General features: G+C 73.9%; 24 protein-coding genes. 15 read left to right on the top strand and 9 right to left on the bottom strand.

Annotation, left to right across the window (positions count from 1 at the left end):
• Window positions 1-112 precede the first annotated feature (112 nt).
• Together IEY37_RS19250 and IEY37_RS19245 are read left to right on the top strand one after the other, a co-directional pair.
• Window positions 113-1402 carry a sensor histidine kinase gene (locus IEY37_RS19250; protein WP_229674658.1) on the top strand — a complete coding sequence of 430 codons (1290 nt, stop codon included), beginning with the start codon at window positions 113-115 and terminating at the stop codon, window positions 1400-1402.
• Entirely contained in the window at window positions 1403-2083 is a 681-nt protein-coding gene (locus IEY37_RS19245) for a winged helix-turn-helix domain-containing protein (protein WP_188944547.1), read from the top strand.
• 13 nt (window positions 2084-2096) lie between these two features.
• Here IEY37_RS19245 and IEY37_RS19240 read toward each other — a convergent pair whose 3' ends face one another.
• Window positions 2097-2351: a hypothetical protein gene (locus IEY37_RS19240; RefSeq protein WP_188944546.1), complete on the bottom strand. Its 255-nt coding sequence runs from the start codon at window positions 2349-2351 to the stop codon at window positions 2097-2099.
• Window positions 2352-2467: 116 nt separating this feature from the next.
• On the opposite strand from IEY37_RS19240, the gene IEY37_RS19235 reads away from it, so the two are divergent.
• On the top strand, window positions 2468-2785 hold the full coding sequence (locus tag IEY37_RS19235; protein WP_188944544.1) for a hypothetical protein: 318 nt from the start codon (window positions 2468-2470) through the stop codon (window positions 2783-2785).
• 60 nt (window positions 2786-2845) lie between these two features.
• On the top strand, window positions 2846-3637 hold the full coding sequence (locus IEY37_RS19230) for a sugar phosphate isomerase/epimerase family protein (RefSeq protein ID WP_188944543.1): 792 nt from the start codon (window positions 2846-2848) through the stop codon (window positions 3635-3637).
• Window positions 3638-3716: 79 nt separating this feature from the next.
• On the opposite strand, the gene IEY37_RS19225 is transcribed toward IEY37_RS19230, so the two are convergent.
• The 4 genes from IEY37_RS19225 to IEY37_RS19210 form a co-directional block, all read right to left on the bottom strand.
• Entirely contained in the window at window positions 3717-4625 is a 909-nt protein-coding gene (locus tag IEY37_RS19225) for an SIS domain-containing protein (RefSeq protein ID WP_229674657.1), read from the bottom strand.
• Window positions 4626-4752: 127 nt separating this feature from the next.
• Window positions 4753-5667: a carbohydrate ABC transporter permease gene (locus tag IEY37_RS19220; RefSeq protein ID WP_229674656.1), complete on the bottom strand. Its 915-nt coding sequence runs from the start codon at window positions 5665-5667 to the stop codon at window positions 4753-4755.
• A gap of 1 nt (window position 5668) precedes the next feature.
• Window positions 5669-6586, bottom strand: a complete 918-nt coding sequence (locus IEY37_RS19215; RefSeq protein WP_188944542.1) for a carbohydrate ABC transporter permease — start codon at window positions 6584-6586, stop codon at window positions 5669-5671.
• Window positions 6587-6768: 182 nt separating this feature from the next.
• Window positions 6769-7926 (bottom strand): extracellular solute-binding protein, encoded by a 1158-nt coding sequence (locus IEY37_RS19210; protein ID WP_188944541.1) that lies wholly within the window; start codon window positions 7924-7926, stop codon window positions 6769-6771.
• Here IEY37_RS19210 and IEY37_RS19205 point away from each other — a divergent pair.
• The 3 genes from IEY37_RS19205 to rlmB all read left to right on the top strand — a co-directional run bounded on the left by IEY37_RS19205 (window position 7913) and on the right by rlmB (window position 11015).
• Window positions 7913-8236: a hypothetical protein gene (locus IEY37_RS19205; RefSeq protein ID WP_188944540.1), complete on the top strand. Its 324-nt coding sequence runs from the start codon at window positions 7913-7915 to the stop codon at window positions 8234-8236. The two genes, IEY37_RS19210 and IEY37_RS19205, sit on opposite strands and share 14 nt — an antisense overlap.
• A gap of 247 nt (window positions 8237-8483) precedes the next feature.
• Window positions 8484-9872: a cysteine--tRNA ligase gene (gene cysS / locus IEY37_RS19200; RefSeq protein WP_188944539.1), complete on the top strand. Its 1389-nt coding sequence runs from the start codon at window positions 8484-8486 to the stop codon at window positions 9870-9872.
• Window positions 9873-10043: 171 nt separating this feature from the next.
• Window positions 10044-11015: a 23S rRNA (guanosine(2251)-2'-O)-methyltransferase RlmB gene (gene rlmB, locus IEY37_RS19195; RefSeq protein ID WP_188944537.1), complete on the top strand. Its 972-nt coding sequence runs from the start codon at window positions 10044-10046 to the stop codon at window positions 11013-11015.
• Here the strand turns inward: rlmB and IEY37_RS19190 are convergent.
• Window positions 11003-11824 (bottom strand): tyrosine-protein phosphatase, encoded by an 822-nt coding sequence (locus tag IEY37_RS19190; RefSeq protein WP_188944535.1) that lies wholly within the window; start codon window positions 11822-11824, stop codon window positions 11003-11005. The two genes, rlmB and IEY37_RS19190, sit on opposite strands and share 13 nt — an antisense overlap.
• Before the next feature lie 223 nt (window positions 11825-12047).
• On the opposite strand from IEY37_RS19190, the gene IEY37_RS19185 reads away from it, so the two are divergent.
• From IEY37_RS19185 to IEY37_RS19175, 3 genes are all read left to right on the top strand, one after another.
• Window positions 12048-12983 carry a metal ABC transporter solute-binding protein, Zn/Mn family gene (locus tag IEY37_RS19185; protein ID WP_229674655.1) on the top strand — a complete coding sequence of 312 codons (936 nt, stop codon included), beginning with the start codon at window positions 12048-12050 and terminating at the stop codon, window positions 12981-12983.
• A gap of 119 nt (window positions 12984-13102) precedes the next feature.
• Window positions 13103-14050, top strand: a complete 948-nt coding sequence (locus IEY37_RS19180) for a metal ABC transporter ATP-binding protein (RefSeq protein WP_188944588.1) — start codon at window positions 13103-13105, stop codon at window positions 14048-14050.
• Window positions 14038-14958 (top strand): metal ABC transporter permease, encoded by a 921-nt coding sequence (locus IEY37_RS19175; protein WP_188944533.1) that lies wholly within the window; start codon window positions 14038-14040, stop codon window positions 14956-14958. Before IEY37_RS19180 ends, IEY37_RS19175 begins: the two co-directional genes overlap by 13 nt.
• Before the next feature lie 182 nt (window positions 14959-15140).
• On the opposite strand, the gene IEY37_RS19170 is transcribed toward IEY37_RS19175, so the two are convergent.
• Window positions 15141-16286 carry an ABC transporter ATP-binding protein gene (locus tag IEY37_RS19170; RefSeq protein ID WP_188944531.1) on the bottom strand — a complete coding sequence of 382 codons (1146 nt, stop codon included), beginning with the start codon at window positions 16284-16286 and terminating at the stop codon, window positions 15141-15143.
• Between the two features lie 321 nt (window positions 16287-16607).
• Between IEY37_RS19170 and IEY37_RS19165 the strand changes: the two genes are divergently transcribed.
• Window positions 16608-17684: a LacI family DNA-binding transcriptional regulator gene (locus IEY37_RS19165; protein WP_188944529.1), complete on the top strand. Its 1077-nt coding sequence runs from the start codon at window positions 16608-16610 to the stop codon at window positions 17682-17684.
• A gap of 47 nt (window positions 17685-17731) precedes the next feature.
• Here IEY37_RS19165 and IEY37_RS19160 read toward each other — a convergent pair whose 3' ends face one another.
• Both IEY37_RS19160 and IEY37_RS19155 read right to left on the bottom strand, forming a co-directional pair.
• Entirely contained in the window at window positions 17732-20194 is a 2463-nt protein-coding gene (locus IEY37_RS19160) for a bifunctional alpha,alpha-trehalose-phosphate synthase (UDP-forming)/trehalose-phosphatase (protein ID WP_308426415.1), read from the bottom strand.
• Between the two features lie 105 nt (window positions 20195-20299).
• Window positions 20300-20869, bottom strand: a complete 570-nt coding sequence (locus tag IEY37_RS19155) for a peptide deformylase (RefSeq protein WP_188944527.1) — start codon at window positions 20867-20869, stop codon at window positions 20300-20302.
• A gap of 191 nt (window positions 20870-21060) precedes the next feature.
• Between IEY37_RS19155 and efeU the strand changes: the two genes are divergently transcribed.
• From efeU to IEY37_RS19135, 4 genes are all read left to right on the top strand, one after another.
• Entirely contained in the window at window positions 21061-22722 is a 1662-nt protein-coding gene (gene efeU, locus IEY37_RS19150) for an iron uptake transporter permease EfeU (protein WP_188944525.1), read from the top strand.
• Between the two features lie 70 nt (window positions 22723-22792).
• On the top strand, window positions 22793-24067 hold the full coding sequence (gene efeO / locus IEY37_RS19145) for an iron uptake system protein EfeO (RefSeq protein ID WP_188944523.1): 1275 nt from the start codon (window positions 22793-22795) through the stop codon (window positions 24065-24067).
• On the top strand, window positions 24064-25380 hold the full coding sequence (efeB, locus tag IEY37_RS19140) for an iron uptake transporter deferrochelatase/peroxidase subunit (protein WP_188944521.1): 1317 nt from the start codon (window positions 24064-24066) through the stop codon (window positions 25378-25380). Before efeO ends, efeB begins: the two co-directional genes overlap by 4 nt.
• A gap of 232 nt (window positions 25381-25612) precedes the next feature.
• Complete coding sequence (locus tag IEY37_RS19135) at window positions 25613-26161, top strand: helix-turn-helix domain-containing protein (protein ID WP_188944519.1); 549 nt, start codon at window positions 25613-25615, stop codon at window positions 26159-26161.
• Window positions 26162-26222 lie beyond the last annotated feature (61 nt).

The raw sequence follows: 26222 nt of genomic DNA, 5'->3' as shown, positions 1-26222 counted from the left end.
GGGTGACGTCCGGGTGTGCGGCACCGGTCCGGCGGGCGTCGACCGGGTCAACCCGCGGCGAGCGGGGCGCGCTCGGGCAGGACGGCGCCCGACCGGCCCCTACCATCGCCGTATGTCCTGGTTCGCCGTGCTCGGCGTCGCGGCGGCCGGCGTGCTGCTCGGTGTCGTGCTCGCGGCGCTGGTGGCGCGGTACCGCCGGCGTCCGCGCGGCGCCGAGGACGGCCCGGTGTCGGACGCGGGTGCCCACGCCCAGCTGGTGCTGGCCCGCTCGCCGGTCGGGCACGTCCTGCTCGACGCCTCGACCCGGATCCTCTACACCACGCCCGCGGCGGGTCAGCTCGGCGTGGTCCGCGCCGGCCTGCCCCATCCGTCCGTCGCGGCGGCCGCCTCCAGGGCGCTGGCCTCGGGGGAGCCGGTCGACGTCGAGCTGCGCGGCCCTGACTCGCCGCCGGGCCTGTTCGGCCCGCGACCGGCGCCGATGACCGTGCACGTCACGGTGCGCCCCTTGCGGGCCGGGCCGGTGCTGGTGGTCGCGACCGACGACACCGAGGGCTCCCGGCTGGAAGCGGTCCGGCGCGACTTCGTCGCCAACGTCTCCCACGAGCTCAAGACGCCGGTGTCGGCCATGTCGCTGCTGGCCGAGGCAGTGGTCGACGGCGCCGACGACCCGGACTCGGTCCGTCGCTTCGGCGAGCGACTGGTGCGCGAGTCGACCCGGATGGGCGCCCTGGTCTCCGAGCTGCTGACGCTGTCCCGGCTGCAGGGCGCCGACCCGCTGCCCGACCTGTCCGTCGTCGAGGTGGACGGCGTGATCGGCGAGGGGCTGTCGCGTGCGTCGACCCTGGCCGAGAACGCCGGCATCACGCTGGTCCGCGGCCCCGCGTGCGGGCTGCTGGTGCTCGGCGACCGGCCGATGCTGGTCACCGCGCTGTCCAACCTGATCGACAACGCGGTCCACTACTCGCCGTCCGGCACGGCCGTCTCGGTCAGCTGCCGCGTCCGCGACGGCTACGTCGAGGTCTCGGTGACCGACCGCGGCATCGGCATCCCGGCCGAGCACCTGGACCGCGTCTTCGAGCGGTTCTTCCGCGTCGACCCGGCGCGGTCCAGGGCCACCGGCGGCACCGGCCTGGGGCTCGCGATCGTCAAGCACGTGGCCGCCAATCACGGCGGCGAGGCGACGGTGTGGTCCAAGCCGGGCACCGGGTCGACCTTCACGCTGCGCCTGCCGCTGTACCGCACCGAGCCCGACGGCCACGAGCCGGACGACGGCGCCACGGGCGGCGCCGACCCGGCCGCGGATGCCGGGGCGGATCCGATCGACGCGGGCACGCCGGGCGTGCCCGCCGGGGGTGCCGGCCGGCAGCCGCGCACCCGCACCGCACTGACCGGAGGGAACTGAGTGACCAAGGTGTTGATCGTCGAGGACGAGGAGTCGATGGCCGACCCGTTGGCCTTCCTCCTCCGCCGCGAGGGCTTCTCGACGGCGGTGGCCGGTACCGGGCCGGACGCGCTCGCGGAGTTCGAGCGGTCCGGCGCGGACATCGTCCTGCTGGACCTGATGCTGCCCGGGATGAGCGGCACCGAGGTGTGCCGGCAGCTGCGGGCCAAGGGGTCCGTGCCGGTGATCATGGTGACCGCCCGCGACTCGGAGATCGACAAGGTCGTCGGGCTGGAACTCGGCGCGGACGACTACATCACCAAGCCGTACTCGTCCCGGGAGCTGGTGGCCCGCATCCGGGCCGTCCTCCGGCGCGGCGCGGAACCGGAGGAACCCGCCGAGTCGGTGCTGGTGGCCGGCCCCGTGCGGATGGACGTGGAGCGGCACGTGGTCAGCGTGCAGGGGACCGAGGTGGCGCTGCCGCTCAAGGAGTTCGACCTCCTCGAGTACCTGATGCGCAACACCGGCCGGGTGCTCACCCGCGGGCAGTTGATCGACCGGGTCTGGGGCGCGGACTACGTCGGCGACACCAAGACGCTCGACGTCCACGTCAAGCGGCTGCGCGCCAAGATCGAGCCGGATCCGGCAGCGCCGCGCTACCTGATCACCGTGCGCGGGCTGGGGTACAAGCTCGAGGTCTGATCCACCCACGGCGTCACGCCCGCTGCCGGCGGCCGCGGGTGTGCCCGGCCTGCCGGCCGCACAGGCAGGCCGCGGGATCGGCGGCCAGGATGCGCCCGGCCTCTGCGGGCACCGCCGCCTCGGGGGCCAGTGGCGCGGCATGCCGCGCCCGTCCCAGGGCGGCGGCCCAACAGATGCGGCTGTGACCCGGCGGCCGCTCGCGGCTCCAGGTGCCACGATCGCGGACCTCGTGCGACAGGGGCCCGATGCTGCGGCGGTCGCTGCTCATGCGGACCATGGTCGAACACATGTTCGAGAGGTGTCAAGGGCCCGGTCCGCCGGTGTGGATCCCCGCCCGCGTCCGCGAGACGCGCGTGGGGTACGGCCGGCGTACGGTCGCGCCCCATGGAGGCCTGGCTGCCGGCGCTGGGGGTCGGCGTCGTCGTGGCGGCGCTGGCGGCCTTCGTGCTGCTGGCCCGGCGGGCCCGCCGGCAGGGCACCGACCACTCGTTCCTCGGGCCGTTCGAGGACATGTGGAACCCGGCGGCGCACCGGGCCGAGACCGTGGTGCGGGCCGAGGCCGAGCGCCCGGCGCCGAGCCCGGCGCCCGGCGACCCGCCGGTCGCCCTCGGCGGCGCAGCCGTCGGGCGCGACCCCGGTGCGTCCGACCAGGGGGTCCCCGGACCCCACCGGACGGGCCGGCCGGAGACGGGCGGCAGGTAGCGTGGCAGGTCCCCGGGCCAGGCGGTCCCGGCCGGGACGGCAGCAGGGAGGGGAGCCGGAGTGGCGGTGGCGGTCGGGTTGTCGACCGGCTCGGTCTACCCGGAGCCGACCTCGGCAGGGTTCTCCCGCGCAGCGGAGCTGGGCTACGACGGCGTCGAGGTCATGGTCCAGACGGAGCTGGCCAGCCAGAACCCGGACGCCATCAAGGCCTACTCCGACCGGTACCGGATGCCGGTGCTCGCGGTGCACAGCCCGTGCCTGCTGGTCACCTCGACGGTGTGGTCCACCGACCCGCTGGTCAAGCTGGCCCGGTCGATCGACATGGCCGAGAAGGTCGGCGCCCGCACCGTGGTGACGCACCCGCCGTTCGTCTGGCAGCGGGCGGCGGCGGCCAGCTTCACCGAGTCGGTCGCCGAGCTGCAAAGCCGCACCGACGTGGTCATCGCCGTCGAGAACATGTTCCCGCTCAAGGTGGCCGGTGCGCTGGTGAACGGGTACCGGCCGCACTGGGACCCGGTCTCGGCCGGGCACGCCCACTACACGCTCGACCTGTCGCACACCGCGACGTCCGGCATCGACACCTGGGACATGTACCGGCGCATGGGCAGCCGACTGTCCCACCTGCACCTGACCGACGGGTCCGGCAGCACCAAGGACGAACACCTGGTGCCCGGCCGCGGGGCGCAGCCGTGCGCCCGGATCCTGCAGTCCATGGTGGCCGACGGCTTTTCCGGGTCGGTCGTCGTCGAGATCTCCACCCGGACGGTCAGCGCCGCACAGCGGGTGGTCGACGTCCGGGAGTCGCTGGAGTTCGCCCGGCGGTACCTGGGGCCCGGACCGGGACGCGGCTGACCCGTCCTCGGGCATCCGCTGCGAGAGATGCCCGTCGCGCCGGCCCGTCGAGCGCCGGCGCGCCGACCGGCGGCGGACCTCAGGACAGGACGATCGACCGGGTCAGGTGCGGCGGCGTGTCGGGGTCCAGATCCCGGTGCAGCGCGACCGCCACGGCCAGCCGCTGGGCCAGCACCAGCGAGGCCAGCGGGTCGTCGTCGCTGCGGACCACCGTGGCGCCGGTCGCCCGGATCTGGTCCTCCAGGCCGGCCGGCGGCTCGCCGAAGATCCACGCCAGGGTCCGCTCCTGGGCCACCGCGATCGGCCCGTGCCGGTAGTCCCACGCCGGGTAGGACTCCGACCAGGCCAGCGCCGCCTCCCGCATCTTGAGCGCGGCCTCGTGCGCGATGCCCACCGAGGTTCCCGTGCCGAGGAAGACGAACTGCCAGCGGTCCTGCCAGCCCGGCGGCAGGTCCGCGGTCACGGCCGCCCGCCCCTGCTCGACGACCGGGCCGAGGTCCTCGCCGAGCCCGGCCCGCAGCAGTAGCAGTGCGCTGGTCGCGAACCTGGTCTGCACCACGGACTGCTCGTCGGCGAAGTCCAGCAGCACGGTGTCGTCGGCGGCCGACGCACCGGGCGACCGCGGGTCGCCGATCACGGCCAGCGTCCGCTGCCCGTCCGGCAGCCGGCGCAGCAGGTCGAGCACCTCGGTGGTGGTGCCGGAGCGACTGATCGCCACCACGAGGTCGTACTGACCGGCGCGGGCGTCGGGGAACTCGGAGGCGGCGAACGCATCGGTCCAGCCCTGACCCGCCGCTTCGCGGTGCACGGCGTAGCTCTGCGCCACGAACCAGCTGGTGCCGCAGCCCACCACGGCCACCCGCTGGCCGGGTCGGGGCAGCACGTCGCGGACCCGGGGCAGCAGTTCCAGGGCCCGCTGCCAGGTCTCGGGCTGGCTGGCGATCTCGGCGGTCACGTGGGCGGCGGGGGTCATCGGCGCGGGGGTCATCAGCACTGTTCCTGACGGGAAGGGACGGACGGGATCGGTGCGCGGGACCCGGCGGTCCGGGACCAGCGACGGCGAGGGCGAAGCGGTCTGCGGCGCCACCCGGGCGGTGTCGGGCCGGCCGGCGGCATCACTTCACGGCGCCGGCGGTCAGTCCGCCGATCAGCCGCTTCTCGATGACCGCGAACAGCACCACGACCGGCAGCACGGCGACGACAGAGACGCCGAAGATGTACTGCCACTCGGCGTTGTACAGGCCGATGAACCGCGGCAGCGTCACCGTCAGCGGCTGCTTGTCGTTGCTCGTCATGATCACCGAGGACGCGGCGTACTCGTTCCACGACGCCACGAAGACGAAGATGACCGCGGTGACGATGCCCGGCCAGACCAGCGGGAGCGACACCCGGAACAGCACCTGCAGCTTGCCGGCACCGTCGATCGTCGCCGCCTCGTCGATCTCCTTGGGGACGGCGGCGAAGAACGACTGCATGATCCACACGGCGAACGCCAGGTTGAACGCGGCGTTGATCAGGATCATCGCGAGCCAGGTGTCGTTGATGCCCAGCTGCAGCATCTCCCGGAACAGGCCCACGGCCAGCACGGTGGGCTGCAGCATCTGCGTGACGAGCACCAGCAGCAGAAAGGCCAGCCGGCCCGGGAAGCGGAACCGGGCCGTGTAGTAGGCCGCCGGCGTCGCGCAGACCAGCACCAGCAGGGTGGCGAACGTCGAGATGACGACGGTGGCGATGAGGCCCTTGACCGGGTCCACGCTGGACGACCACATGGTGAGGTAGTTGCGGAACAGCACCGACGGGCCGAAGTAGGTCGGCGGGATGTGGGTGATGTCCGGCTGGGACCGCAGCGACCCGGACAGCATGATCACGTAGGGCAGCAGGAAGACCACCACGATGACCACGGCGCCGATCGCCATGGCGACCGGGTTGGACCGTCGGGAGGCGCCGCCGCCGGCGCGCCGCCGGGGCGGCCGGCCGGTGCGCCGGTCGCGGACGGTGGGGACCGGCGCGATGCTCGGCGTGGCGGTCACCTCAGACCTCCCGGGTCGGCCGGACGACGGCCAGGTAGATGGCGATGATGACGAGCACCACCAGGAAGTTGACCACCGACAGCGCCGACGAGACACCGGGTCCCAGCGCGGTTTTGTACTTGAAGATCAACGTCGTGGTGATGTCCGCGCCATAGCCCGGTAGCGAGCCGGTGAGCACCCGCAGGATCGGCAGCGAGTTGAAGACGTTGATGATGTTGATCAGGGTGGCGACCGCGATGGCCGGCCGCAGGATGGGCAGCACCACCCGCAGGTAGCGCACGGCGGGACCGGCGCCGTCGACCTGCGCGGCCTCCAGCACCTCTCCGGGCACCGACTGCAGGCCGGCCAGCACCGTGTACGTGGTGAACGGCAGCGACACGAAGACGGCGACGAACACGGCCACCCAGAACGCGGACGTCGCGTTCTGCGTGAACCCGTACGGCGCCGACAGGATCCCCAGGTCGACCAGGGCCTTGTTGATCAGGCCGTAGTCGCGGTTGAGGCCGTAGTAGAAGACGGTCGAGGTCATGACCACCGACGCGGCCCACGGCACGACGACCGCCAGCCGCACCAGCTTGCGGCCGCGGAAGGTCTTGTCGAGGAACTGCGCCAGCGCGAGCGAGAGGAGCACGGTCGCCACGACGACGACCACGGTCCAGACGAAGGTGTTGAGGAAGACCTTGCCGATCGGCACGGCCGGGAACGTCAGGGCCGTGCGGAAGTTCGACCACCCGGCGGCGCCGGTCTCGACGCCGATCTTGGTGATCTTCCGGAACGCCGTGTAGATCATGTAACCGGCCGGGTAGAGCACCACGCCGATGATCAGCACCAGCGCCGGTGCCAGCCAGGGCAGGGCGGCCAGCAGAGCGCGGCCGCGGCCGCGGCGCCGGACCTCCGGCGGGTGCAGCGCGGTGGCCATCGGGGCTCCTGTCGTCCGGTCGGGGTCGGTGGGTCCGGCACGGGAGCCGGTCGGGGTGCGGGTGCGCCCGCGAGCGTCGGTCCGCGCGCGGCCCCGGGGCGGCGCGCGCGGACCTGTGGCCGCCCCGGCGGCCGGGCGGTGGCGACGTGCGCGCACCGCCCGGCGGCCGGCGACGGGGCGGGTCAGCCCGCCGCGTCGACCTGCGCCTGGATGTCGTCCAGGGTCTCCTGGCCGGACTTGGTGGCGATCTCACCGCCGTTGGCCTGCAGGGCGTTCTGCAGGTTGGACCAGTTCGGGTTGCTCTGGGGCAGGAACTTGACGTTGGGCAACGCGTCGTAGAACGGCTTGTTCTCCGGCGTCGACTGCTCGCCGAGCTTGATCGCGCCCTCCGTCACCGGCAGCAGACCGGTCCCGGCTGCCCACTTCTGGTACACCTCGGGGCTGTACATGTAATCCAGGAAGGCCTTCGTCGCCTGCTTGCGGCTGTCGTCCTTGTTGTCGAAGGCGACGATGAAGTCCGTGACGCCGAGCGAGACGTTGGTGGTGCCGTCCTTGCTCGGCACCGGCGCCAGCTCGAACTTGACGTTCGGGAACTTCTTCCGGGTCTCGGCGACCAGGCCGGGGTGGGTGATGTACATGCCGAGCTTGCCCTGGTTGAACAGGTCCGCGACGGCCTGCCGGTTCGTGGCGCCGGGGTTCGGCTGTACCGCGGCGCCGTCGATGAACTTCTTCATCTCGTCGAACGCCGCGACGTTGGCGGGCGAGTTGGCGGTGATCTTGCCGGAGCTGTCGACCCAGTCGCCCTTGTTGCCCCAGATCCACAGGCTGGCCTCGACCTGCGCCTCCTCCTTGCCCAGCGGCATGCCGTAGCCGGAGATGCCGTTGCCCAGCTTCTGGATCTTCTGGGCGTCGGCCAGCAGCTCGTCCCAGGTCTTCGGCGGCGTGCTCACCCCGGCCTGCTGGAACAGCTGGGTGTTGTAGACCATGATCCGCGCCGAGGCGATGTCCGGTGCGGCCCACTGCTTGCCGTCGGTGCCCTTGCCGTTGGCCGCCAGGCTCGGGACGATCGACGAGAAGGTCGCCGGGCTCATCACGTCGGTGATCGGGTAGAGCAGGTTGTTCTTGACGTAGTCGGCGTAGTTGTTGTCGTTGAGGATGTCCGGCAGGTCGTTGCCCTGGATCCGGGTCTGCACCTTGTCGGTGAAGCCGTCCCACGCCTCGATCTGCAGGTTGACCTTCACGTTCGGGTACAGCTTGTTGTAGCCCGAGATGATCGTCTCCCAGTCCGACTTCGAGGAGTCGGCGTAGCTGGGAGCGAGGATCGAGATGCTCGTCGACAAGTTCGCATCGCCGGTCATCGGGGCGCCGCTGCCGCCCGAACCGGCCGTCGAACCGGACGAGGAGGTTCCGGAGGACGAGCCGCCGGAGGTCGCTGCGGACGACGACCCGGCGGAGGACGCGGGGGACGATTCTGCGGACGACGCCGGGCTCGAGACGGACGAGCTCGACGACGTGGACGACCCGCCGGACGACGAACCTCCGCAGGCGGCGAGCAGCAGTCCTGCGCTGAGCGTCAGGCCGGTCAGGACGGCGGATCTCTTCATGGGCAGCTCCGGGGTGAGGTGGTGGACTGCGAGTTTCTGCGCGTAAAACGCGCCAAAAGTGCAACTTCGAGCAGATTACTGCTCATCTTGAAGGAGCACGCAGGTGGCGTCAAGCGGTCGACGGAGTGACGCGGCGCCGTCCGTCCGCCAGAGGATCGTCGCCCGCCGCCCGTCCGGCAGCCCGGCGGCACGCCGCGTCGCGTCCCGCGGACCGGGCGGCCGGGACCCGTGCGCCGCCCGCGGCGGGCCGCCGGACGCCGTGGGTGCCGCGCGCCACCTCGTACGATGCCGGGATGCCCCTGCGCCTGTACGACACGGCGGCCCGCGAGGTGCGGCCGTTCGAGCCGCTGCATCCCGGGCGGGTCGGTCTGTACAACTGCGGGGCCACGGTGCAGGCCGTGCCGCACATCGGCCACCTGCGGGGGGCCGGCATCGTGTACGACGTGCTGCGTCGCTGGCTCGAGTTCAGCGGCTTCGAGGTGGTGCATGTCCGGAACGTCACCGACATCGACGACAAGATCCTGACCAAGGCGGCCGAGGCCGGCCGGCCGTGGTGGGCCTGGGCCGCCGAGCACGAGCGGGAGTTCAGCCGGGCCTACGACGCCCTGGGCTGCCTGCCGCCCACCGTCGAACCGCGCGCCACCGGCCACATCCCGCAGATCCAGCAGATGATCGCGGAGTTGATCGACGCCGGCCGTGCCTACGCGGCCGCCGGCGACGTCTACTTCGCCGTCCGGACGCAGCCGGACTACGGGTTCCTGTCCGGGCAGCGGCTCGACGAGATGGTGCAGGGCGAGTCCGAAGGCGCCGGCAAGCGGGACCCGGCCGACTTCACGATGTGGAAGGCCGCCAAGCCGGGGGAGCCGTCCTGGCCGTCGCCCTGGGGTCCCGGTCGCCCCGGCTGGCACATCGAGTGCTCCGCGATGGCCCGCGCCTACCTCGGCGACGCGTTCGACATCCACGGCGGCGGGATCGATCTCATCTTCCCGCACCACGAGAACGAGGCGGCGCAGTCGCACGGCACCGGCGCCGGGTTCGCCCGCTACTGGGTCCACTCGCACTGGGTGACGATGGCCGGCGAGAAGATGTCCAAGTCGCTGGGCAACGTGCTGTCGGTGCCGGCGCTGACCCGGCGGGTCCGGCCGATCGCCCTGCGGTACTACCTGGTGAGCGTGCACTACCGCTCGTCGATCGAGTTCTCCGACGGTGCTCTGGACGACGCGGCCACGGCGTTCGAGCGGGTCGAGGGCTTCCTGTCCCGGGTCGCGGAACGGGTGGGTCCGGCCGGGGTCGGCGACGTCCCCGAGGACTTCGCCGCGGCCATGGACGACGACCTGTCGGTGCCCCGGGCGCTGGCCGTGCTGCACGACCGGGTGCGGGCCGGCAACACGGCCCTGGCGGCCGCGGACGGCGACGGAGCCGCGGCGGAGGCGTCGGCGGTCCGGGGCATGCTGGCGGTGCTGGGCCTGGACCCGTTCGCCGAGCCGTGGACGTCGGCCGGCGGGACCGGCGGGGGGCTGCGCGCGGCGACGGACGCCCTGCTCACCGAGCTGCTGCAGGAGCGCACCGCGGCGCGGGCCCGGCGCGACTGGGCCGCCGCGGACGCCATCCGCGACAAACTGTCCGCGGCCGGCTTCGCCGTCGAGGACACCCCGGACGGGCCGGTCTGGTCCGTCGGCTGACCTCCCCAGGGACCGGCCGGCGCCGCCGGGCACCGGCCGGGCCCGTCCGGTCCGGTGCCACACCCGGGGGCGACGGGCGGTCGCACCGGCCCCCGGCGGGTTTGGCGGGGCGACGCCGTGCCCGGGAGGATGGCAGGGACAGCAGCACGAGGTGTGGAAGGCGGCACCGTCATGGCCGGCAACTCCCAGCGACGCGGCGCGGTCCGCAAGACGGGGACCAAGAAGGGCGCCGTCGTCGGATCCGGCGGGCAGGCGAGGCGTGGTCTGCGCGGCAAGGGCCCGACGCCGCCGGCCGAGGCGCGCAAGGGACACCCCGCCGCCCGGCGCGCCGCCGCGGCGGCCCGGCGCGACGCGGCACCCGCCGGCGGCCAGCGCCGCGACCGCGGTGACCTGCCGGAGACCGTGGTCGGGCGCAATCCCGTCGTGGAGGCGCTGCGGGCCGGAGTGCCGGCGACCGCGCTGTACGTCGCCACCGGCCTGGCCACCGACGAGCGGGTGACCGAGGCGGTGAACGCCGTGGCCGAGCGCGGCATCGCGCTGCTCGAGGTGTCGCGGGCGGAGCTGGACCGGCTCACCGGCGGTGCGGTGCACCAGGGGCTCGCGCTGCAGGTGCCGCCCTACGACTACGCGCACCCGGAGGACCTGCTGGCCCGCGCCCGGGACTCGGGGCGGCCGGCGCTCGTGGTGGCCGTGGACGGGGTGACCGACCCGAGGAACCTGGGCGCCATCGTCCGCTCGGCCGCCGCCTTCGGTGCCCACGGCGTGCTGGTGCCGGAACGCCGCTCCGCCGGGATGACCGCGTCCGCGTGGCGGACGTCGGCCGGGACCGCGGCACGGCTGCGCGTCGCCCGGTGCACCAACCTGGTCCGGACGCTCAAGGAGTACGCGGAGGCCGGGCTGATGATCGCCGGGCTGGACGCCGACGGCACGGTGGACACCGACGCGTTCGAGCTGGCCACCGGGCCGCTGGTCCTCGTGGTCGGGTCGGAGGGCCGCGGCCTGTCCCGGCTGACCCGGACCGTGTGCGACGTGACGGTGTCGATCCCGATGGCGCGCCAGGTCGAGTCGCTGAACGCGTCGGTCGCCGCCGGCGTGGTGCTGGCCGAGGTGGCGCGGCGCCGGCGGGTGGCTCAGGCCGGCTGACCGGCGGTCAAGGCGGCGACCACCCGGTCCAGCAGGTCCGGGGAGGCGTGGCGGCCCAGCACCGCGCGGGTTCCACCGTGCTCGCGCAGGTGGTCCAGCAGCATCCGGATGGCCCCCTCCGGCGCCGCCTGCAGCCCGGTCGGTGCGGTGATCGGGTCGGTGTCCGCGGACCCCCGCGCGGCGGCGGTCGGCGAGGTGTCGTCGGTGTCGTCGGTGTCGTCAGTGTCGTCGGTGTCCGCCCGGTCAGTGTCGTCCGGGGTGGCGCCGGACCGCGCCAGCCACTCCTGACGGAGCACCGCCGGCATCGCCTGGTTGGTCTCGACGTAGTCGCGGACGACGGCGTCCTCGTCCGCGCCGGCCAGGCTCTGCAGCAGCGCGACGACCGTGCCCGTCCGGTCCTTGCCGGCGGCGCAGTGCACCAGGACCGGTCCTCCCGCGGCCACCGTCTCGAGCACCTGCACCAGCCCGGCCCCGGCGTGCTCCACGATGTCGACGTAGAAGCCGCCGAGCACGGCATGCCCCTCGGCCCGGTCCGCCTGCACCCGGCGGCGGGCCCGCCGCGACGCCATCACCTGACCGGCGAGCGGCACCCGCACCACCCGGAGGCCCCGGTCGACGGCCGGCTGCCAGTCCGGCGGCATCGCCTCGTCCGGCTCGCGGAGGTCCACCGCCGTGGCGATGCCCCGCTGCTGCAGGCGCTGGACGTCCGCCCCGGTCAGCAGGTACGGCGCCGCGGAGCGGAACAGCCGTCCGGGTGCCAGTGGGGTCCCGCCGAACTCGGCCGCATCGCGGAAGTTGACCAGCCGCACCGTATCCCCCTGTATCGCCCTGTCCCGACCGACGGAGCCGTTCCGGCCGCGCCCGGGTCCCGGACCGAACCGGTGGGACGCGGACCCGCGTCGCCGGGCGCCGTGCCCGTCCGTATCGGTCTCTGCCGCCAGCCCACCACGTCGGACGCGCCGGGCGCGACCCCGGGTCGGCAAGGGGCGGCGTCCTGTCTATAGTGAGAACCATTCTCAGGAGGAGGCCTCGATGGCGACGACGGTGCGGCGGACGCCGCGGGTGGTGGCAGGATTCGTGCTCGGCGTCGTGGTGGTGGCCGCGACGGCGTGCGGCTCCACCGGCCAGGGCTCGGCGGGCAGCACGCAGAGCTCCGCCGCCGGCGGGACGCTGTCGGTGGTCGCGTCCACCGACGTCTGGGGCGACGTGGTGCGGCAGGTCGGCGGCGACCGGGTCACCGTCACCTCGCTGCTCTCCGACCCGTCGGCGGACCCGCACTCCTACGAGGCGAACGCCCAGAACCTGCTCGCCGTCAGCCGGGCCGACGTCCTGGTGCGCAACGGCGGCGGGTACGACGACTTCATGACGACGCTCATCGACTCCGCGCACAGCACCGCGCCGGTGCTCGACGCCGTGGCCCTGTCCGGTCGGGCGGAGTCCGAGGATCTGAACGAGCACGTCTGGTACGACCTGAAGACGGCCGTGACGGTGGCCGACGCCGTGGCCGACGCCCTCGGCCGCAAGGACCCGTCGCACGCCGACACGTACCGGTCGAACGCGAGCCGCTTCGACGGCGCCGTCCGGGCGCTCGAGCAGCAGGAGACCGACGTGGCCCGCACCGCCCGGGGCGCGGCGGTCGCGATCACCGAGCCGGTGCCGCTGTACATGCTGGAGGCGATCGGCGTGCAGGACCGCACGCCGGAGCGGTTCAGCGAGGCCGTCGAGAACGAGACCGACGTGGCGCCGGCCGTGCTGGCGCAGACCCTGGCGCTGTTCTCCGGCCACCAGGTGCGGGCGCTCGTCTACAACGAGCAGACCACCGGCCCGCAGACCGAGCAGGTGCTGGCGGCCGCCAAGGCCAACGGCGTCCCGGTCGTGCCGGTCACCGAGACCCTGCCGGAGGGACAGGACTACCAGGGCTGGATGAAGGCCAACCTGGACGCCATCGCCGCGGCGGTCACCCGGTGACGCGCGGGCTGCCGGCCGGCCGGTCCGGGGTGGCGGGCACCGGCCCAGCGGCCGGGACGGCCGGGGCGGCCACGACGGTCGGCGTGGCCGGGACGGCAGGGGAGCTCGGGACTGCAGAGATGGTCGGGACGCCCCTCGCGACGGTGGACACTGATCCGGTGCCCGCCCAGCCCAGCGCCTCGCCGCGTGGTGCGGTCGTCGAGCTGGCCGACGCCGAGCTGACGTACGGCGCCCGGGTGCTGTGGACCCACCTGGACCTGTCGATCCGCCGCGGCGAGTTCGTCGCCGTGCTCGGCGCCAACGGATCCGGCAAGACCAGCCTGCTCCGGGTGCTGCTCGGGCAGCAGCCGCTGCGGCACGGCTCCGCCCGGATCGCCGGGGCGCCGGTCCGGCGGGGGAGCGGCCTGGTCGGCTACGTCCCGCAGCGGGTCGCGATCGACGCCGCCGCGGCCGTGCGGGTCCGCGACCTGGTGCGGCTCGGCGTGGACGGGCACCGGTGGGGGCCGCCGTTCACCGTGGGTGCCGCCCGCCGCCGGCTCCGGGACACCGTCGACCGGCTGCTCGCGGACGTCGGCGCGGCCCACCTCGCGGACGTGCCCGTCGCCCAGCTCTCCGGCGGCGAGCTGCAGCGGGTCCGGGTCGCGCAGGCGCTGGCGACGGACCCCCTGCTGCTGCTGTGCGACGAGCCGCTGGCCGCCCTCGACCCGGCCCACCAGCAGGAGGTGGCGGCGCTCATCGACCGGCGGCGCCGCGACCGCGACACGGCCGTGCTGTTCGTCACCCACGAGGTCAACGCCGTCATCGACTACGTGGACCAGGTCCTCTACCTGGCGGAGGGACGCTGGGCCCTGGGGCCGCCGTCGGAGGTGATGACCTCGGAGCGGCTGTCCGAGCTCTACCAGGCGCCGGTCGACGTCATCCAGGCCCACGGCCGGCTCGTCGTCGTCGCGGCCAGTGACATGGCGGCCGGGCTGCACCAGTCCTGGGACGACCACCTGCCGCACCCGCCGGACGCCCACGACCACGGTCGCCACGACCCGCTGGCCACCCAGGGATGGCGCCGGTGAACGACCTGTGGAGCCGGGTCTTCGACTTCCAGAACTACGGCGCTCTACTGGCCCTGGTGCACAACTCGCTGCTGGCCGGTGCGCTGCTCGGCCTGGTCGGCGGGTTGATCGGCGTGTTCGTGGTGCTCCGCGACCTGAGCTTCGCCGTGCACGGGATCAGCGAGCTGTCCTTCGCCGGAGCGGCGCTGGCGCTGCTGCTCGGCGCCAACGTCGTGGTCGGCTCCGTCGTCGGGTCGCTGCTGGCCGCGCTGATCTTCGGCGTGCTGGGGGTGCGGGCCCGGGAGCGGTCGTCGGCCATCGGCGTCGTCATGCCGTTCGGGCTGGGCCTCGGCGTGCTGTTCCTGTCGCTGTACACCGGGCGCGCGGCGAACAAGTTCGGCTACCTGCTCGGCCAGATCGTCGCCGTCGACGACCCGCAGCTGCGCTGGCTGTCGGTGATCAGTGCGGTGGTGCTGGTCGCCCTGGCGGTGCTGTGGCGACCGTTGCTGTTCGCCAGCGTGGACCCGGAGATCGCCGCGGCCCGCGGCGTGCCGGTGCGCGCGCTGTCGCCGCTGTTCATGGTGGTGCTCGGGCTTGCGGTGGCGATGTCGGTGCAGATCGTCGGCGCGCTGCTGGTGCTGGCGCTGCTGGTGACGCCCGCCGCCGCGGCGATGCGGGTGACCGCGTCGGCGCTGTGGGTGCCGGTGCTGTCGGTGGTGTTCGCGGTCACCGCGGTGGTCGGCGGCATCCTGCTCGGGGTGGGCGGCAGCCTGCCGATCAGCCCCTACGTCACGACCATCTCGTTCCTGATCTACCTCGGCTGCCGACTGGTGGGCGCGGCTCGGGACCGGCGCGGCTGGGTCCGGCGACCCGCCAGGGCCGGTGCGGCCGAGCCGGCGGCCGCACCCGCGACGACCCCGTCGGCCTGACGCCCCACCGTCCGCCCGGCGGGCCGAGAACCCGGCCCGCCACACCGTCGCCGCAACGAGGGGTGCGGGTCCCCGCACGGTGTCGCCGTCCGGGGTCCGCAGACGCCGGAGGGCGGCCCGCACGCAGCGGGCCGCCCTCGCGGAGTGTCACCGGCGGCGCGAGTGGCGCCGGCGGGGGCCGCTCAGGACTTCTGCAGCGCCGGCGACGAACCGCCGTGGGCCGTCGCGTCCGCCGGGACCGCCTTCGAGCTCTGCAGCCGCAGGCCGGTCGTCGGGTCGAACAGGTGGATGTGGTCGCCGTCGGTGACCGTGGCCCGGATGGTGGACCCGTTGGTCAGCGAGATCCGGGCGTCCGCGCGGATGACCACGCGCCGGCCGTCCGGCCCGTGGCCGTGGATGAAGGAGTCCGCACCGAGCTCCTCGACCAGGTCCACGGTGACCGGGATGCCCTCGCTGGCCAGGGTGAAGTTCTCCGGTCGGACGCCGAAGGTCACCTCGGTCAGGCCCTTGGACGAGGCCTCGGCGAGCAGCTCGCGGGGCAGCGGCACCACGGTCTCGCCGAGCTTGGCGCCCTCGCTGACCAGCGGGGCGGTCAAGAGGTTCATGGCCGGCGAGCCCATGAATCCGGCGACGAAGACGTTGTTCGGGCGGTCGTACAGCGTCCGCGGGGTGTCGACCTGCTGCAGGATGCCGTCCTTGAGCACCGCCACCCGGTGGCCCATCGTCATGGCCTCGACCTGGTCGTGGGTGACGTAGACGGTGGTGGTGCCCAGGCGGGCCTGCAGTTCGGCGATGTTCGCGCGGGTCTCCACCCGGAGCTTGGCGTCCAGGTTCGACAGCGGCTCGTCCATGAGGAAGACGGACGGCTCGCGGACGATGGCCCGGCCCATGGCGACCCGCTGCCGCTGGCCGCCGGAGAGCGCCTTGGGCTTGCGGTCCAGGTAGCGCTCCAGGTCGAGCAGGCCGGCGGCCTCGCGGACCTTCTTGGCGATCTCGGCCTTGTTCACCCCGCGCAGCTTGAGCGCGAAGCCCATGTTGTCGGCGACCGTCATGTGCGGGTAGAGGGCGTACGACTGGAACACCATCGCGATGTCCCGGTTCTTCGGCGGGACGTTGGTGACGTCCCGGCCGCCGATGAGGATGCGGCCCTCGTTGATGTCCTCCAGCCCGGCCAGCATCCGCAGCGCGGTGGACTTGCCGGAGCCGGAGGGGCCGACGAGCACCAGGAACTCGCCGTCGGAGATGTTCAGGTTCAGCTTGTCGACCGCGCGGACCGGCGGATTGCCGGCGTAGACCCGCGAGGCCTCGTCGTAGACGACCTCTGCCATGTGGTGTGCGTCCCTTCGATCGACCCGCGCGCGGCGGGTGCGGGCGGCGGGAGTCCCGCCGCGTCGATCGCGACCGCGCCGGCCGCACGCTGTGCTGCTCGGACGTGCACCCGCGGCTCGATCGGCCCGCCGGTGGGTCGCAACGAGAGATCACTCCCGCTGGGGCCCACCGTAACGCCGAGGGGACGGCAACGGAAGGATCGTCTGGAAAGCGCTTACCGGTGATCGCCGGGTGGATCGCGCCGGAGCGGGACCGCGCGACGCGCGGCGCGCTGTCGCCGGGCGGTCGGAGCGCCACCGGTGCCGTCCTACCCTCTGCTGATGGACTCGCCGCCCCGCTCCCGGCCACCGGCGACGCTGGCGTCCCTGGCCGCCGAGATCGGGGTGTCCCGCACGACGGTCTCCAATGCCTACAACCGGCCGGACCAGCTCTCGCCGCAGCTGCGCGCCAGGGTGATGGAGGCCGCCGCGCGGTTGGGCTATCCCGGCCCGGATCCGGTGGCCCGGTCGCTGCGGACCCGCAAGGCCGGAGCGGTGGGACTGCTGCTCACCGAGCAGCTCTCCTACGCCTTCCGGGACCCGGCCGCGCTCGCCTTCCTGGAGGGCCTGACGCTGGAGTGCGACACGGCCAGGGTCGGCCTGCTGCTGGTGCCGGCCCGGCCCGGGTCCGACGACGTCAGCGGCGTCGCCAGCGCCGCGGTGGACGGCTTCGTCGCCTACTCGATGCCCGACGACGACCCGCACCTGCACGCCGTGCTGTCCCGGCGGCTGCCCGCGGTGATCTGCGACCAGCCCGCGCTGCGCGGCACCGACCTGGTGGGCATCGACGACGCCGCGGCCGCCCGGGAGATCGCCGAGCACCTGGTGCAGCTGGGCCACCGGCGGATCGGCGTGGTGTGCATGCGGCTCGGCCGGGCGCGCCGGGACGGGCCCGTCGACCTGGCGCGCCAGCAGCAGGCGCACTACCACGTGCAGCGGCACCGGCTGGCGGGGCTGCGGGCCGGGTTCGTCGCGGCCGGGGTCGCCTGGGACCGGGTGCCGGTGGTCGAGCAGTTCGACCACTCGCTCGAGGCCGGCGCCCGCGGCGCCGCGGCGGTGCTGGCGATGGACCCCGGCATCACGGCGCTGGTCGCCACCTCGGACGTGCTGGCGATGGGCGCCATGCAGGAACTCGCGCGGCGGCGCCAGCGCGTCCCCGAGGACGTCTCGGTCACCGGGTTCGACGGCGTCCGCGCCGCCCTCGACCTGGAGCTCACCACGGTCGTCCAGCCGTCCCTGGAGAAGGGACGGCAGGCCGGCCGGCTGCTGCTCGACCCGGGCCGCACCGCCCGCGGCCGGCGGGTGGTGCTGCCCACCGCGCTCACCCCCGGACGGACCACGGCGCCGCCGCGGATCTGACCGGCGGCTTCACCGGGGACGGGCGCCGCCGGCGGGGAGCCGGCCGGTCAGCCGGCGTCGTCGCCGACGCCGTGCCTGCTGCGGCCGCGCCCACGTGCGTGACGCAGCACCCGGAGCAGGTCACCCACGTGGGCCGGGTCGGCGATCCGGACGTCCGCGGAGGTCGCGCCGCCGCCCACCTTGACGCCCAGGTCGTGCGGGCCGAGGGCGTTGAAGGCGTTCTCGTCCGTGATGTCGTCGCCGATGAAGACCGTCCCGGTGCAGTGGTGCCGGTGCGCCAGCTCGGACACCGCGCGGCCCTTGTCGGTGGCCACGACGGACAGCTCGAGCACCTTCTTGCCGCGCAGCAGGTGTACCCCGGACCAGGTCGCCGGGTCCTCCTCGATGGCGCGGGTGACGGCGCTGGCGTCGGCGTCGTCGGCGCCGCGCAGGTGCACCGCGACGCCGGTGGGCTTGGGCTCCAGCCGGATCCCCGGGTACTCGGCGGTGATGGCCTGGAGCACCCGGCGCAGCTTGGCCAGCCGTTGCGCCGCGACCCCCGACAGCTGGTCGTCGCGGCCGCCGGGCTCGCTGGTCTCGGCGCCGTGGCTGCCGATCAGCTCCACGCCGGGGCCGTCGCCGACCATCTCCCGCAGGTCCGACAGGGCGCGGCCGGACACCACCGCGACCGTCGTCCCGGGGATGGCGGCCAGTGCCCGCAGCGCCTCGACGGTCTCCGGCAGCGGCCGTGCCGTCGCCGGGTCGTCGACGATCGGGGCGAGCGTCCCGTCGAAGTCGGTGGCGACGAGCAGCCGCTCGGTGTCGCTGATGGCCATCACTGCGGCCAGCGCGTCGGGTCCGATCCGGTCCCGGGCCTCGGCGAGCCGGTCCCGGGTGCCCTCCAGCTCGGACAGGAACGCCGCGGCCCAGCGGTCGACGTCGTGGGTGAGCACCTGCCGGCGCAGCGTCCGCATCCGCCGCCGCGCCTGCACCGCGGAGGTGGTCAGGGCCGTGCGCAGCGCGTCCTTGACGCCGTCCGCGTCGTAGGGGTTCACCAGCAGCGCGGACTTGAGCTCGCGCGCCGCCCCGGTGAACTCGGAGAGCAGCAGCACGCCGCCGCCGTCGACCCGGCAGGCGACGTACTCCTTGGCCACCAGGTTCATCCCGTCCCGCAGCGGGGTGACCGCCATGACGTCGGCGGCGACGTAGAACGCGGCCAGCTCCTGCCGCGGCAGCGACTGGTGCAGGTAGTGCACGGCGGGCCGGCCGATCCGGCCGTAGTCGCCGTTCAGCGCGCCGACGGTGCGCTCGATGTCCTCGCGGGCGGCCTTGTACGACTGCAGCCGCTCCCGGCTCGGCGTGGCGATCTGCACGAGCACGGTGTCCTGCACCGCGGGGTCGCCCTCGGCCAGCAGCTCGCCGAAGGCGCGCAGGCGGATGTCGATGCCCTTGGTGTAGTCCAGCCGGTCGACACCCAGGATGATCTTCCGCGGGTTGCCCAGGTCGGACCGCAGCCGGCGCGCCTCGGCGTGCACCTGCGGGGTGGCCGCCAGCGCGGACTGCGCCGCCGAGTCGATCGAGATCGGGAAGGCGCCGGCCCGGATCCGCCGTCCCTCCCACTGCAGCTCGCCGCCGTTGGACGGGACGCCCAGCAGCGTCCGGGCCAGCCGGACGAAGTTCCGGCTGCCGCCCGGCAGCTGGAAGCCGATGAGGTCGGCGCCCAGCAGCCCGGCCAGGATCTGGGTGCGCCACGGCAGCCTGTTGAACAGCTCGGCGGGTGGGAACGGGATGTGCAGGAAGAAGCCGATGCGCAGGTCGGGACGCCGGCGCCGGAGCATCTGCGGGACCAGCTGCAGCTGGTAGTCGTGCACCCAGACGGTGGCGCCCTCCGCGGCCACCTCGGCCGCCCGCTCCGCGAAGCGCTCGTTGACCCGCTCGTAGGCGTTCCACCACTCGCGGTGGTACTCGGAGTCGGCGACGGCGTCGTGGTACAGCGGCCACAGCGTCGCGTTGGAGAAGCCCTCGTAGTAGAGGTCGACCTCCTCGGCGGACAGCCGCAGCGGGTGCAGCACGAGGTCGTCGGTGGTGGTGGCTTCCAGCTCGACGTCCGCGGTGCCCGGCCAGCCGATCCACGCGCCGTGCCGGTGCGACAGGATCGGCTCCAGCGCGGTGACCAGGCCGCCGGGGGCCTGGCGCGCCTTGGTGGTGCCGTCGGGCTGGGGCTCCAGGTCGAACGGCAGCCGGTTCGCCACGACGATCAGGTCGACCCGGTCGGACGGTGCCGGACCGGTGGCCCGATCGGTGTCGGTGCTGATGTCGGTCGCGTCGTCGTCCCGGTCCGCGTCGTCCGGGTCCGGGTCCGGGTCCGGGTCGGCGTCGGGATCCGCGTCGTCGTCCGGGTCCGCGCCGTCGTCCGACCTCGGCTCGGCCGGGGTGTCCGCGGCAGCGGCCGCGTCGTCCTCCCGGCCTTCCGGGTCGTCGCGCTCGACGTCGGACGGGACAGTCGCCTCGGGGGCGGAACCAGGGGACACTGAACCACCCTAGGTGCCCCGGGGTCACCGCAGCCGGGCCGCCCGTCTCCGGTTGCGGCATCTCGGCCGGCGCCGGGGACCCCGACGGTGCGGCCGTCCGGCCGGTCAGTGGCCGAACGGGTCCGGGTCGCGGCCCGGCAACCAGCTGTGCCCGGGCACGCCCCAGCCGTGCGCCTTGACCGCCTTCTTCGCCGCGCGGGCGTTCCGGCCGATCAGCCGGTCCAGGTAGAGGTGCCCGTCCAGGTGGTCGGTCTCGTGCTGCAGGCAGCGCGCGAAGAAGCCGGTGCCCTCCACCTCGACCGGCTCGCCGTGCACGTCCACGCCGGTGACCTTGGCCCACTCCGCCCGTCCGGTCGGGAAGTTCTCGCCGGGCACCGACAGGCAGCCCTCGAGGTCGTCCTCGGGGTCGGGCATGGTCTCGGGGACCGTCGAGGTGACCAGCTCCGGGTTGACCACGTACCCGCGGCGGCGTTGCCCGTCGTCGGGGCAGTCGTAGACGAAGACCCGCCGTGAGTCGCCGACCTGGTTGGCCGCCAGGCCCGCCCCGTTGGCCGCGGTGTTGGTGTCGAACAGGTCCTGCACGAAGCGCTCGAGCTCCTCGTCGAACACGGTCACCGGGGTGGTGGGACGGTGCAGGACCGGTTCGCCGCAGATCACGATGGGCAGGATCGTCACTCGGCGATGGTACGGGCGGCGCCCGGCCGGCCCGGTCGGGGTGAACGGTCGCCGACCGCGCCCCGGTCGCCCGGCGAACCGCCGGGGAATTCGCCGCGACGGGGGTCACCGACCGCTTGGGGCCGCGAGGGCGATGGGGTACCGTCGCGCTGGCAGGCAAGGCTTGCCTAACAGGATCGGACGGAGGCGCGGTGCTCGCGACGCTGGTGATCGGCCTGCGCGAGGGCCTGGAGGCCGCCCTCATCGTCGGCATCATCGCCGCCTTCCTGCGCCGCAGCGGCCGTCCGGACGCGCTGCGCCGGATGTGGCTCGGCGTGGGCATCGCGGTCGCCGTCTGCGTCGCGGTCGGCGTGGTGCTGCAGCTGGTGGACAGCGCGCTGCCGCAGCGCCAGCAGGAGATGCTCGAGTGCGTCGTCGCCGCGATCGCGGTGGTGATGGTCAGCTACATGGTGCTCTGGATGCGCGCGCACTCCCGCGACCTCAAGAGCGACCTGCAGGCCGCGGCCGGGGGAGCACTGGCCGGCGGTGGCGCCGCGGCCCTGGTGGTCATGGCGTTCCTGGCCGTCTTCCGCGAGGGCTTCGAGACCGCCGTCTTCCTGCTGGCGGCGTTCCACTCCACCACCTCACCGGTGCAGGCCTCGATCGGCGCCGTGCTCGGCGTCGCGGTCGCGCTGGTGCTCGGTTACCTCATCTACCGCGGCGGTGTCCGGCTCAACCTGTCGCGCTTCTTCCGGATCACCGGCGTGGTGCTCGTCCTGGTCGCCGCCGGCCTGGTGATGAGCACGCTGCGGGCGGCCTACGAGGCGGGCTGGATCACGGTCGGCCAGCAGACCGCCGTCCGGCTCGACGTCCTCGCCCGGCCGGGCAGCGTCCAGGAGTCCCTGCTCACCGGCATGCTCGGCATCCGGGCGACGGTCCCGGTGATCGAGCTGGTCGCCTGGGCGCTGTACCTGGTTCCGATGCTGGCCGTGGTGCTGTGGCCGCCGCGGCGCACCCCGTCCGCCCGGACCCGGGCCGCGCTGCTCGCCGGCACCGCCGCTGTCGCGGCCGTCGTCGCGGTCGTTCTCGTCGCCGTCCGGCCGGCCGCCTCGGCCACCGGCCCGGCGTCGGTCGCCGCCCTCGGCGCGGTCCGGTCCGGCAGCGACCCCGCCGGCGGCCAGGACCTGTCCGGTGCCACGCTCACCGCCACCGGGACCGTCGACGTCGCCCCGGGCGACGGCTCCGCGACGCTCGACCTCCGGCTGTCCGACGGGTCCGTGGTGCAGGGCAGTTCCGAGCTCCGGCTGGCCGGGCAGGAGAGCGTGGCCGGCCGCACGGCCCTGCGCTACGACGGCGCCGCCGTGAGCGCGCCGGCCGCGGCGTCCGCCGGGCTGCCCGCGACGCTGACCCGGGAGCAGGTCGCCGCGCTGGGCGGCGGCCGGCTGCCCATCGGCACCGGCGACGTCCCGCGCACCGCGACCTTCGCGGTCGACTACCGGGACAGCTGGATCCCCCAGGTGTCGGTCGACCAGGCCACCGGGACGGTGCTCGGTGTCGCCCTCACCGGCACCAGGACGGTCCGGTTCGCGGTGGACGGCCGGTCGCTCAGCGGAGGGTCGATCCGGTCGGTCTCGCTCGCCCCGGACGCCGCGACGCTGCAGGCCCGCACGGCCGCGGCGGTCGACGCCGAGTCCGCCGCGGACCGCCGGCAGGTGCTCGGGACCGTCGTGCCGGCCCTGCTGGCGGTGTTCGCGGCCGTACTGCTGGCCTTCGCCGCCGGCGCCTGGACCCGCCGGCGTCCCGCACCCGTCCCCCGTCCCGCAGCGGCGACGCCGCCGCTGGCCACCGCCGCGCCACCCGGCACCGGTCGCTGACCCGGCCGCGCGCCGTACGCACCACCCGCCGACCACCCGCGAGACCACCCCACCTGCTGCAGGAGACTCGATGACCCGCGCCCGGCTGTCCCGCCGCGCCACCGCCCTGGGGGCCGCCGTGCTGGCGACCGCCGTCCTGTCCACCGCGTGCGGCACCAGCACCGGCGCCGGCGCCTCGTCGGCCGCCACCTCGGCCGGCTCGTCGGCGGGGTCGTCGGCGGGCGGCGCGGCCGGGTCGTCGGCGGGTGCGGCGTCCTCGGCAGCGGCCGGGTCCGGCTCCCGGGTCACCGTGACGATCACCGACGCCCAGGGCTGCGCGGTCAGCCCGGACACCGTCCCGGCCGGCCAGGTCACGTTCGACCTGCGGAACGTCGACGCCACCGGGGTCACCGAGCTCGAGCTGGTCGCCGCGCAGCGGATCCTGGGCGAGCGGGAGAACCTGACGCCGGGCTTCGACAGCACGTTCAGCGTGCGGGTCGACGGCGGCGCCTACCAGATCTACTGCCCGGGGGCGGCCACCGAGCGGGTTCCCTTCACGGTCACCGGCAAGGCGGCGGAGAGCACCGGCGACATCGCCGAGCTGCTGCAGCAGGCCGCGGTCGAGTACGCCGGGTACGTCGACGACCAGGTCTCGTTCCTGCAGGTACCGGTGCGGCAGCTGGCCGACGCCGTCAAGGCGGGCGACCTCGCCGCCGCCCGGGCCGCCTACGCCAGGGCCCGGCCGTTCTACGAGCGCATCGAGCCGGTCGCGGAGTCGTTCCCGGACCTGGACCCGGCGATCGACCTGCGCGTCGGGGACGTCGAGGCCGGCACCGAGTGGACCGGCTTCCACCCCATCGAGCAGGCGCTGTTCGTCAAGAAGACCACCAAGGGGCTCGGCCCGCTGGCGGACAAGCTGGTCGCCGACGTGAAGAAGCTGCAGACGCTCACCGGTCAGCTGTCCACCGCGACCAAGGCCGACGACGGCAAGGGGTACGCCCCGTTCGAGATCGCCAACGGCGCCAGCGGGCTGCTCGAGGAGGTCCTGAAGTCCAAGATCACCGGCGAGGAGGAGGCGTACTCCCGGATCGACCTGCTCGACTTCGAGGCCAACGTCGAGGGCTCCCAGCAGGCGTTCGCGACGCTGGAACCCGCGCTGAACCGGATCGACCCGACGCTGGTCCCGCAGATCACCCAGCGGTTCCAGGCCTTGACCACGGTGCTGGACACCTACCGCGATCCCAAGGCGCTGGGCGGCTGGACGCCGTACCAGGACCTGTCCAGCGCGGACAAGAAGAAGCTCACCGACGCGCTGCTGGCCGTCCAGGAACCACTGTCGGCCATCGCGGGGAAGATCACGGCATGACCGGTGCGCACGGACCGGGGACCTCGGCCGCGACGCCGGACCCGGCGCGCCGCGGCACCAGCCGCCGACGCTTCCTCGGCGGGGCCGCGATCGGAGCCGCAGGCCTGGCGGCCGGTGCGGCCGCCGGGGTCGGGCTGGCCTCGGCCGAGGCCGCACCGCCGGTCACCGCCGGGCAGCTGGCCGCCCAGCGCGAGGCGCAGACCGTGCCGTTCTACGGGACGCGCCAGGCGGGCATCACCACGCCGCAGCAGGAGCGGTTGATGTTCGCCGCGCTCGACGTGACCTCCACCGACGTCCAGGACGTGCAGCGGCTGCTGGGCCGGTGGGCCGCCCTGGCCGCGCGGTTCACCGCCGGCCGGCCGGTCAGCGACTCGCCCGGCAATCCCGACGCCCCGCCCTTCGACACCGGCGAGGCCATGGACTCCGGGCCGTACTCGCTGACCATCACGGTGGGCTTCGGTGCGTCCCTGTTCGACGACCGGTTCGGCCTCGCGGACCGGCGCCCCGCCGCGCTGGCGCCGCTGGGCACCATCCCCGGCGACGCGGTCATGAAGCCGGCCATCACCGGCGGCGACCTGTGCATCCAGGCCTGTGCGGACGACCCGCAGGTGGTCTTCCACGCGATCCGCAACATGGTCCGGGCCGCCCGGGGGACGGCCGTGCTGCGCTGGTCGCAGCTGGGCTTCGGCCGGGCGTCGGCCACCGGCGCCGGGCAGACCACGCCGCGCAACCTGTTCGGCTTCCGCGACGGCACGAACAACATCCATGCCGACGACACCGGTGGCCTGGACCAGCACGTCTGGGTCTCCGGCAGCGACCAGCGGTGGATGGACGACGGCAGCTACCTGGTGGCCCGCAAGATCCGCATGGAGATCGAGTCGTGGGACACCGACGACCTGGCCGACCAGCAGCGGATCTTCGGCCGCCGCAAGGACACCGGTGCGCCGCTGACCGGCGGCACCGAGTTCACGCCGATCGACTTCCACCGCACGGGCGCGGACGGCGTGCCGGTCATCGACCCGCACTCGCACGTCCGGCTGGCCTCGCCCGAGGCCAACGGCGGGGTCCGGCTGCTACGCCGCGGCTACAACTACACCGACGGCCAGGACCCGGACACCGGCAAGCTGGCGGCCGGGCTGTTCTTCCTGTCCTACCAGCGGGACCCGCACGCCCAGTTCAAGGTGCTGCAGACGCGGCTGGGCAAGTCCGACCTGATGAACGAGTACATCGCGCACATCGGCGGTGGTGTCTGGGCGTGCCCGCCCGGTGTGCGGCAGGCCGGCGACTGGTTCGGCCGGTCCCTCTTCGACTGACCGCTCGGCAGACCCGATACGACTACTCACTGTCACGTTCGGATGATTCACTGGTCCGAAAGTGGACACTCGCCTCCGACTGTGTGTTTACTTGAACGTCGGTATGACACTCTGCTGTCGAGCCGATCGCTCACACCACAGATTCGCCCTGTTCTGTGACACCACGACCTACCCGGCCCAGTGGCCGGCTTCGCGGCGTGCACGGGCGTGGCCGAGCCCAGACGGAGACGAGATGACGCAGGCCGTGGACTCCTGGTCGCAGGAGATGTTCGCGTCCGCGGTGTGCCGGCTGCTGCGCGACTCGCGCCGCCGGCAGAAGTTGACCCAGGCGCAGGTCGCCGCCCGCACCGGGGGCCTGATCTCCAAGGCGGCGCTGGCCAACTACGAGACCGGACACCGGTCGTTGCGCGTCGACGTGCTGTGGGTCATCGCCCACGCGCTGGGCGAGAGCATGAGCACGCTGGTCGCGCAGGCCGAGCGCGGCCTCGCGCTGCGCCAGGACGACCAGGGCGGCAGCCCGCTGACCATCGACCTGACCGAGCTGGGTGCCAGCCGCGACGAGCGCCTGGCCCCGGTGCGTCGCTGGGTGGACCTGCAGGAGGGCTCGGGCTGGTCGACGGCGCCGTCCGGCGTCATGGTGCTGGACCAGGGCGCCATCACCGCGCTGTCCTCGCTGATGGGGGTCCCGGCGCAGGAGTGCCGGTCGATCCTGCGGACGGTGAGCCCCCGCGACGGTCACCCGATCGAGATCCCGGCACAACGCAGCGGCAGCCTGGTCTAGCTGTACTGCCCAGGGAGGTTGGTCAATCTGGTGATGGGTGGTTGACCTCCGATGGCGGTGT

It is taken from the genome of Nakamurella endophytica (assembly GCF_014646215.1).
In the GTDB taxonomy this organism is placed as follows: Bacteria; Actinomycetota; Actinomycetes; order Mycobacteriales; family Nakamurellaceae; genus Nakamurella; species Nakamurella endophytica.
Note: the sequence above shows the minus strand (reverse complement) of the source record. Positions and strands in the feature narration are given on the sequence as shown.

Excerpts from the sequence above, each read along its gene's own strand:
- IEY37_RS19250 (WP_229674658.1), top strand. The coding sequence starts at position 113 with ATGTCCTGGTTCGCCGTGCTCGGCGTCGCGGCGGCCGGCGTGCTGCTC.
- IEY37_RS19240 (WP_188944546.1), bottom strand. The coding sequence starts at position 2,351 with ATGAGCAGCGACCGCCGCAGCATCGGGCCCCTGTCGCACGAGGTCCGC.
- IEY37_RS19235 (WP_188944544.1), top strand. The coding sequence starts at position 2,468 with ATGGAGGCCTGGCTGCCGGCGCTGGGGGTCGGCGTCGTCGTGGCGGCG.
- IEY37_RS19225 (WP_229674657.1), bottom strand. The coding sequence starts at position 4,625 with ATGACCCCCGCGCCGATGACCCCCGCCGCCCACGTGACCGCCGAGATC.
- IEY37_RS19215 (WP_188944542.1), bottom strand. The coding sequence starts at position 6,586 with ATGGCCACCGCGCTGCACCCGCCGGAGGTCCGGCGCCGCGGCCGCGGC.
- IEY37_RS19205 (WP_188944540.1), top strand. The coding sequence starts at position 7,913 with ATGCTCGTCGACAAGTTCGCATCGCCGGTCATCGGGGCGCCGCTGCCG.
- cysS (WP_188944539.1), top strand. The coding sequence starts at position 8,484 with ATGCCCCTGCGCCTGTACGACACGGCGGCCCGCGAGGTGCGGCCGTTC.
- rlmB (WP_188944537.1), top strand. The coding sequence starts at position 10,044 with ATGGCCGGCAACTCCCAGCGACGCGGCGCGGTCCGCAAGACGGGGACC.
- IEY37_RS19185 (WP_229674655.1), top strand. The coding sequence starts at position 12,048 with ATGGCGACGACGGTGCGGCGGACGCCGCGGGTGGTGGCAGGATTCGTG.
- IEY37_RS19180 (WP_188944588.1), top strand. The coding sequence starts at position 13,103 with ATGGTCGGGACGCCCCTCGCGACGGTGGACACTGATCCGGTGCCCGCC.
- IEY37_RS19175 (WP_188944533.1), top strand. The coding sequence starts at position 14,038 with ATGGCGCCGGTGAACGACCTGTGGAGCCGGGTCTTCGACTTCCAGAAC.
- IEY37_RS19170 (WP_188944531.1), bottom strand. The coding sequence starts at position 16,286 with ATGGCAGAGGTCGTCTACGACGAGGCCTCGCGGGTCTACGCCGGCAAT.
- IEY37_RS19165 (WP_188944529.1), top strand. The coding sequence starts at position 16,608 with ATGGACTCGCCGCCCCGCTCCCGGCCACCGGCGACGCTGGCGTCCCTG.
- efeO (WP_188944523.1), top strand. The coding sequence starts at position 22,793 with ATGACCCGCGCCCGGCTGTCCCGCCGCGCCACCGCCCTGGGGGCCGCC.
- efeB (WP_188944521.1), top strand. The coding sequence starts at position 24,064 with ATGACCGGTGCGCACGGACCGGGGACCTCGGCCGCGACGCCGGACCCG.
- IEY37_RS19135 (WP_188944519.1), top strand. The coding sequence starts at position 25,613 with ATGACGCAGGCCGTGGACTCCTGGTCGCAGGAGATGTTCGCGTCCGCG.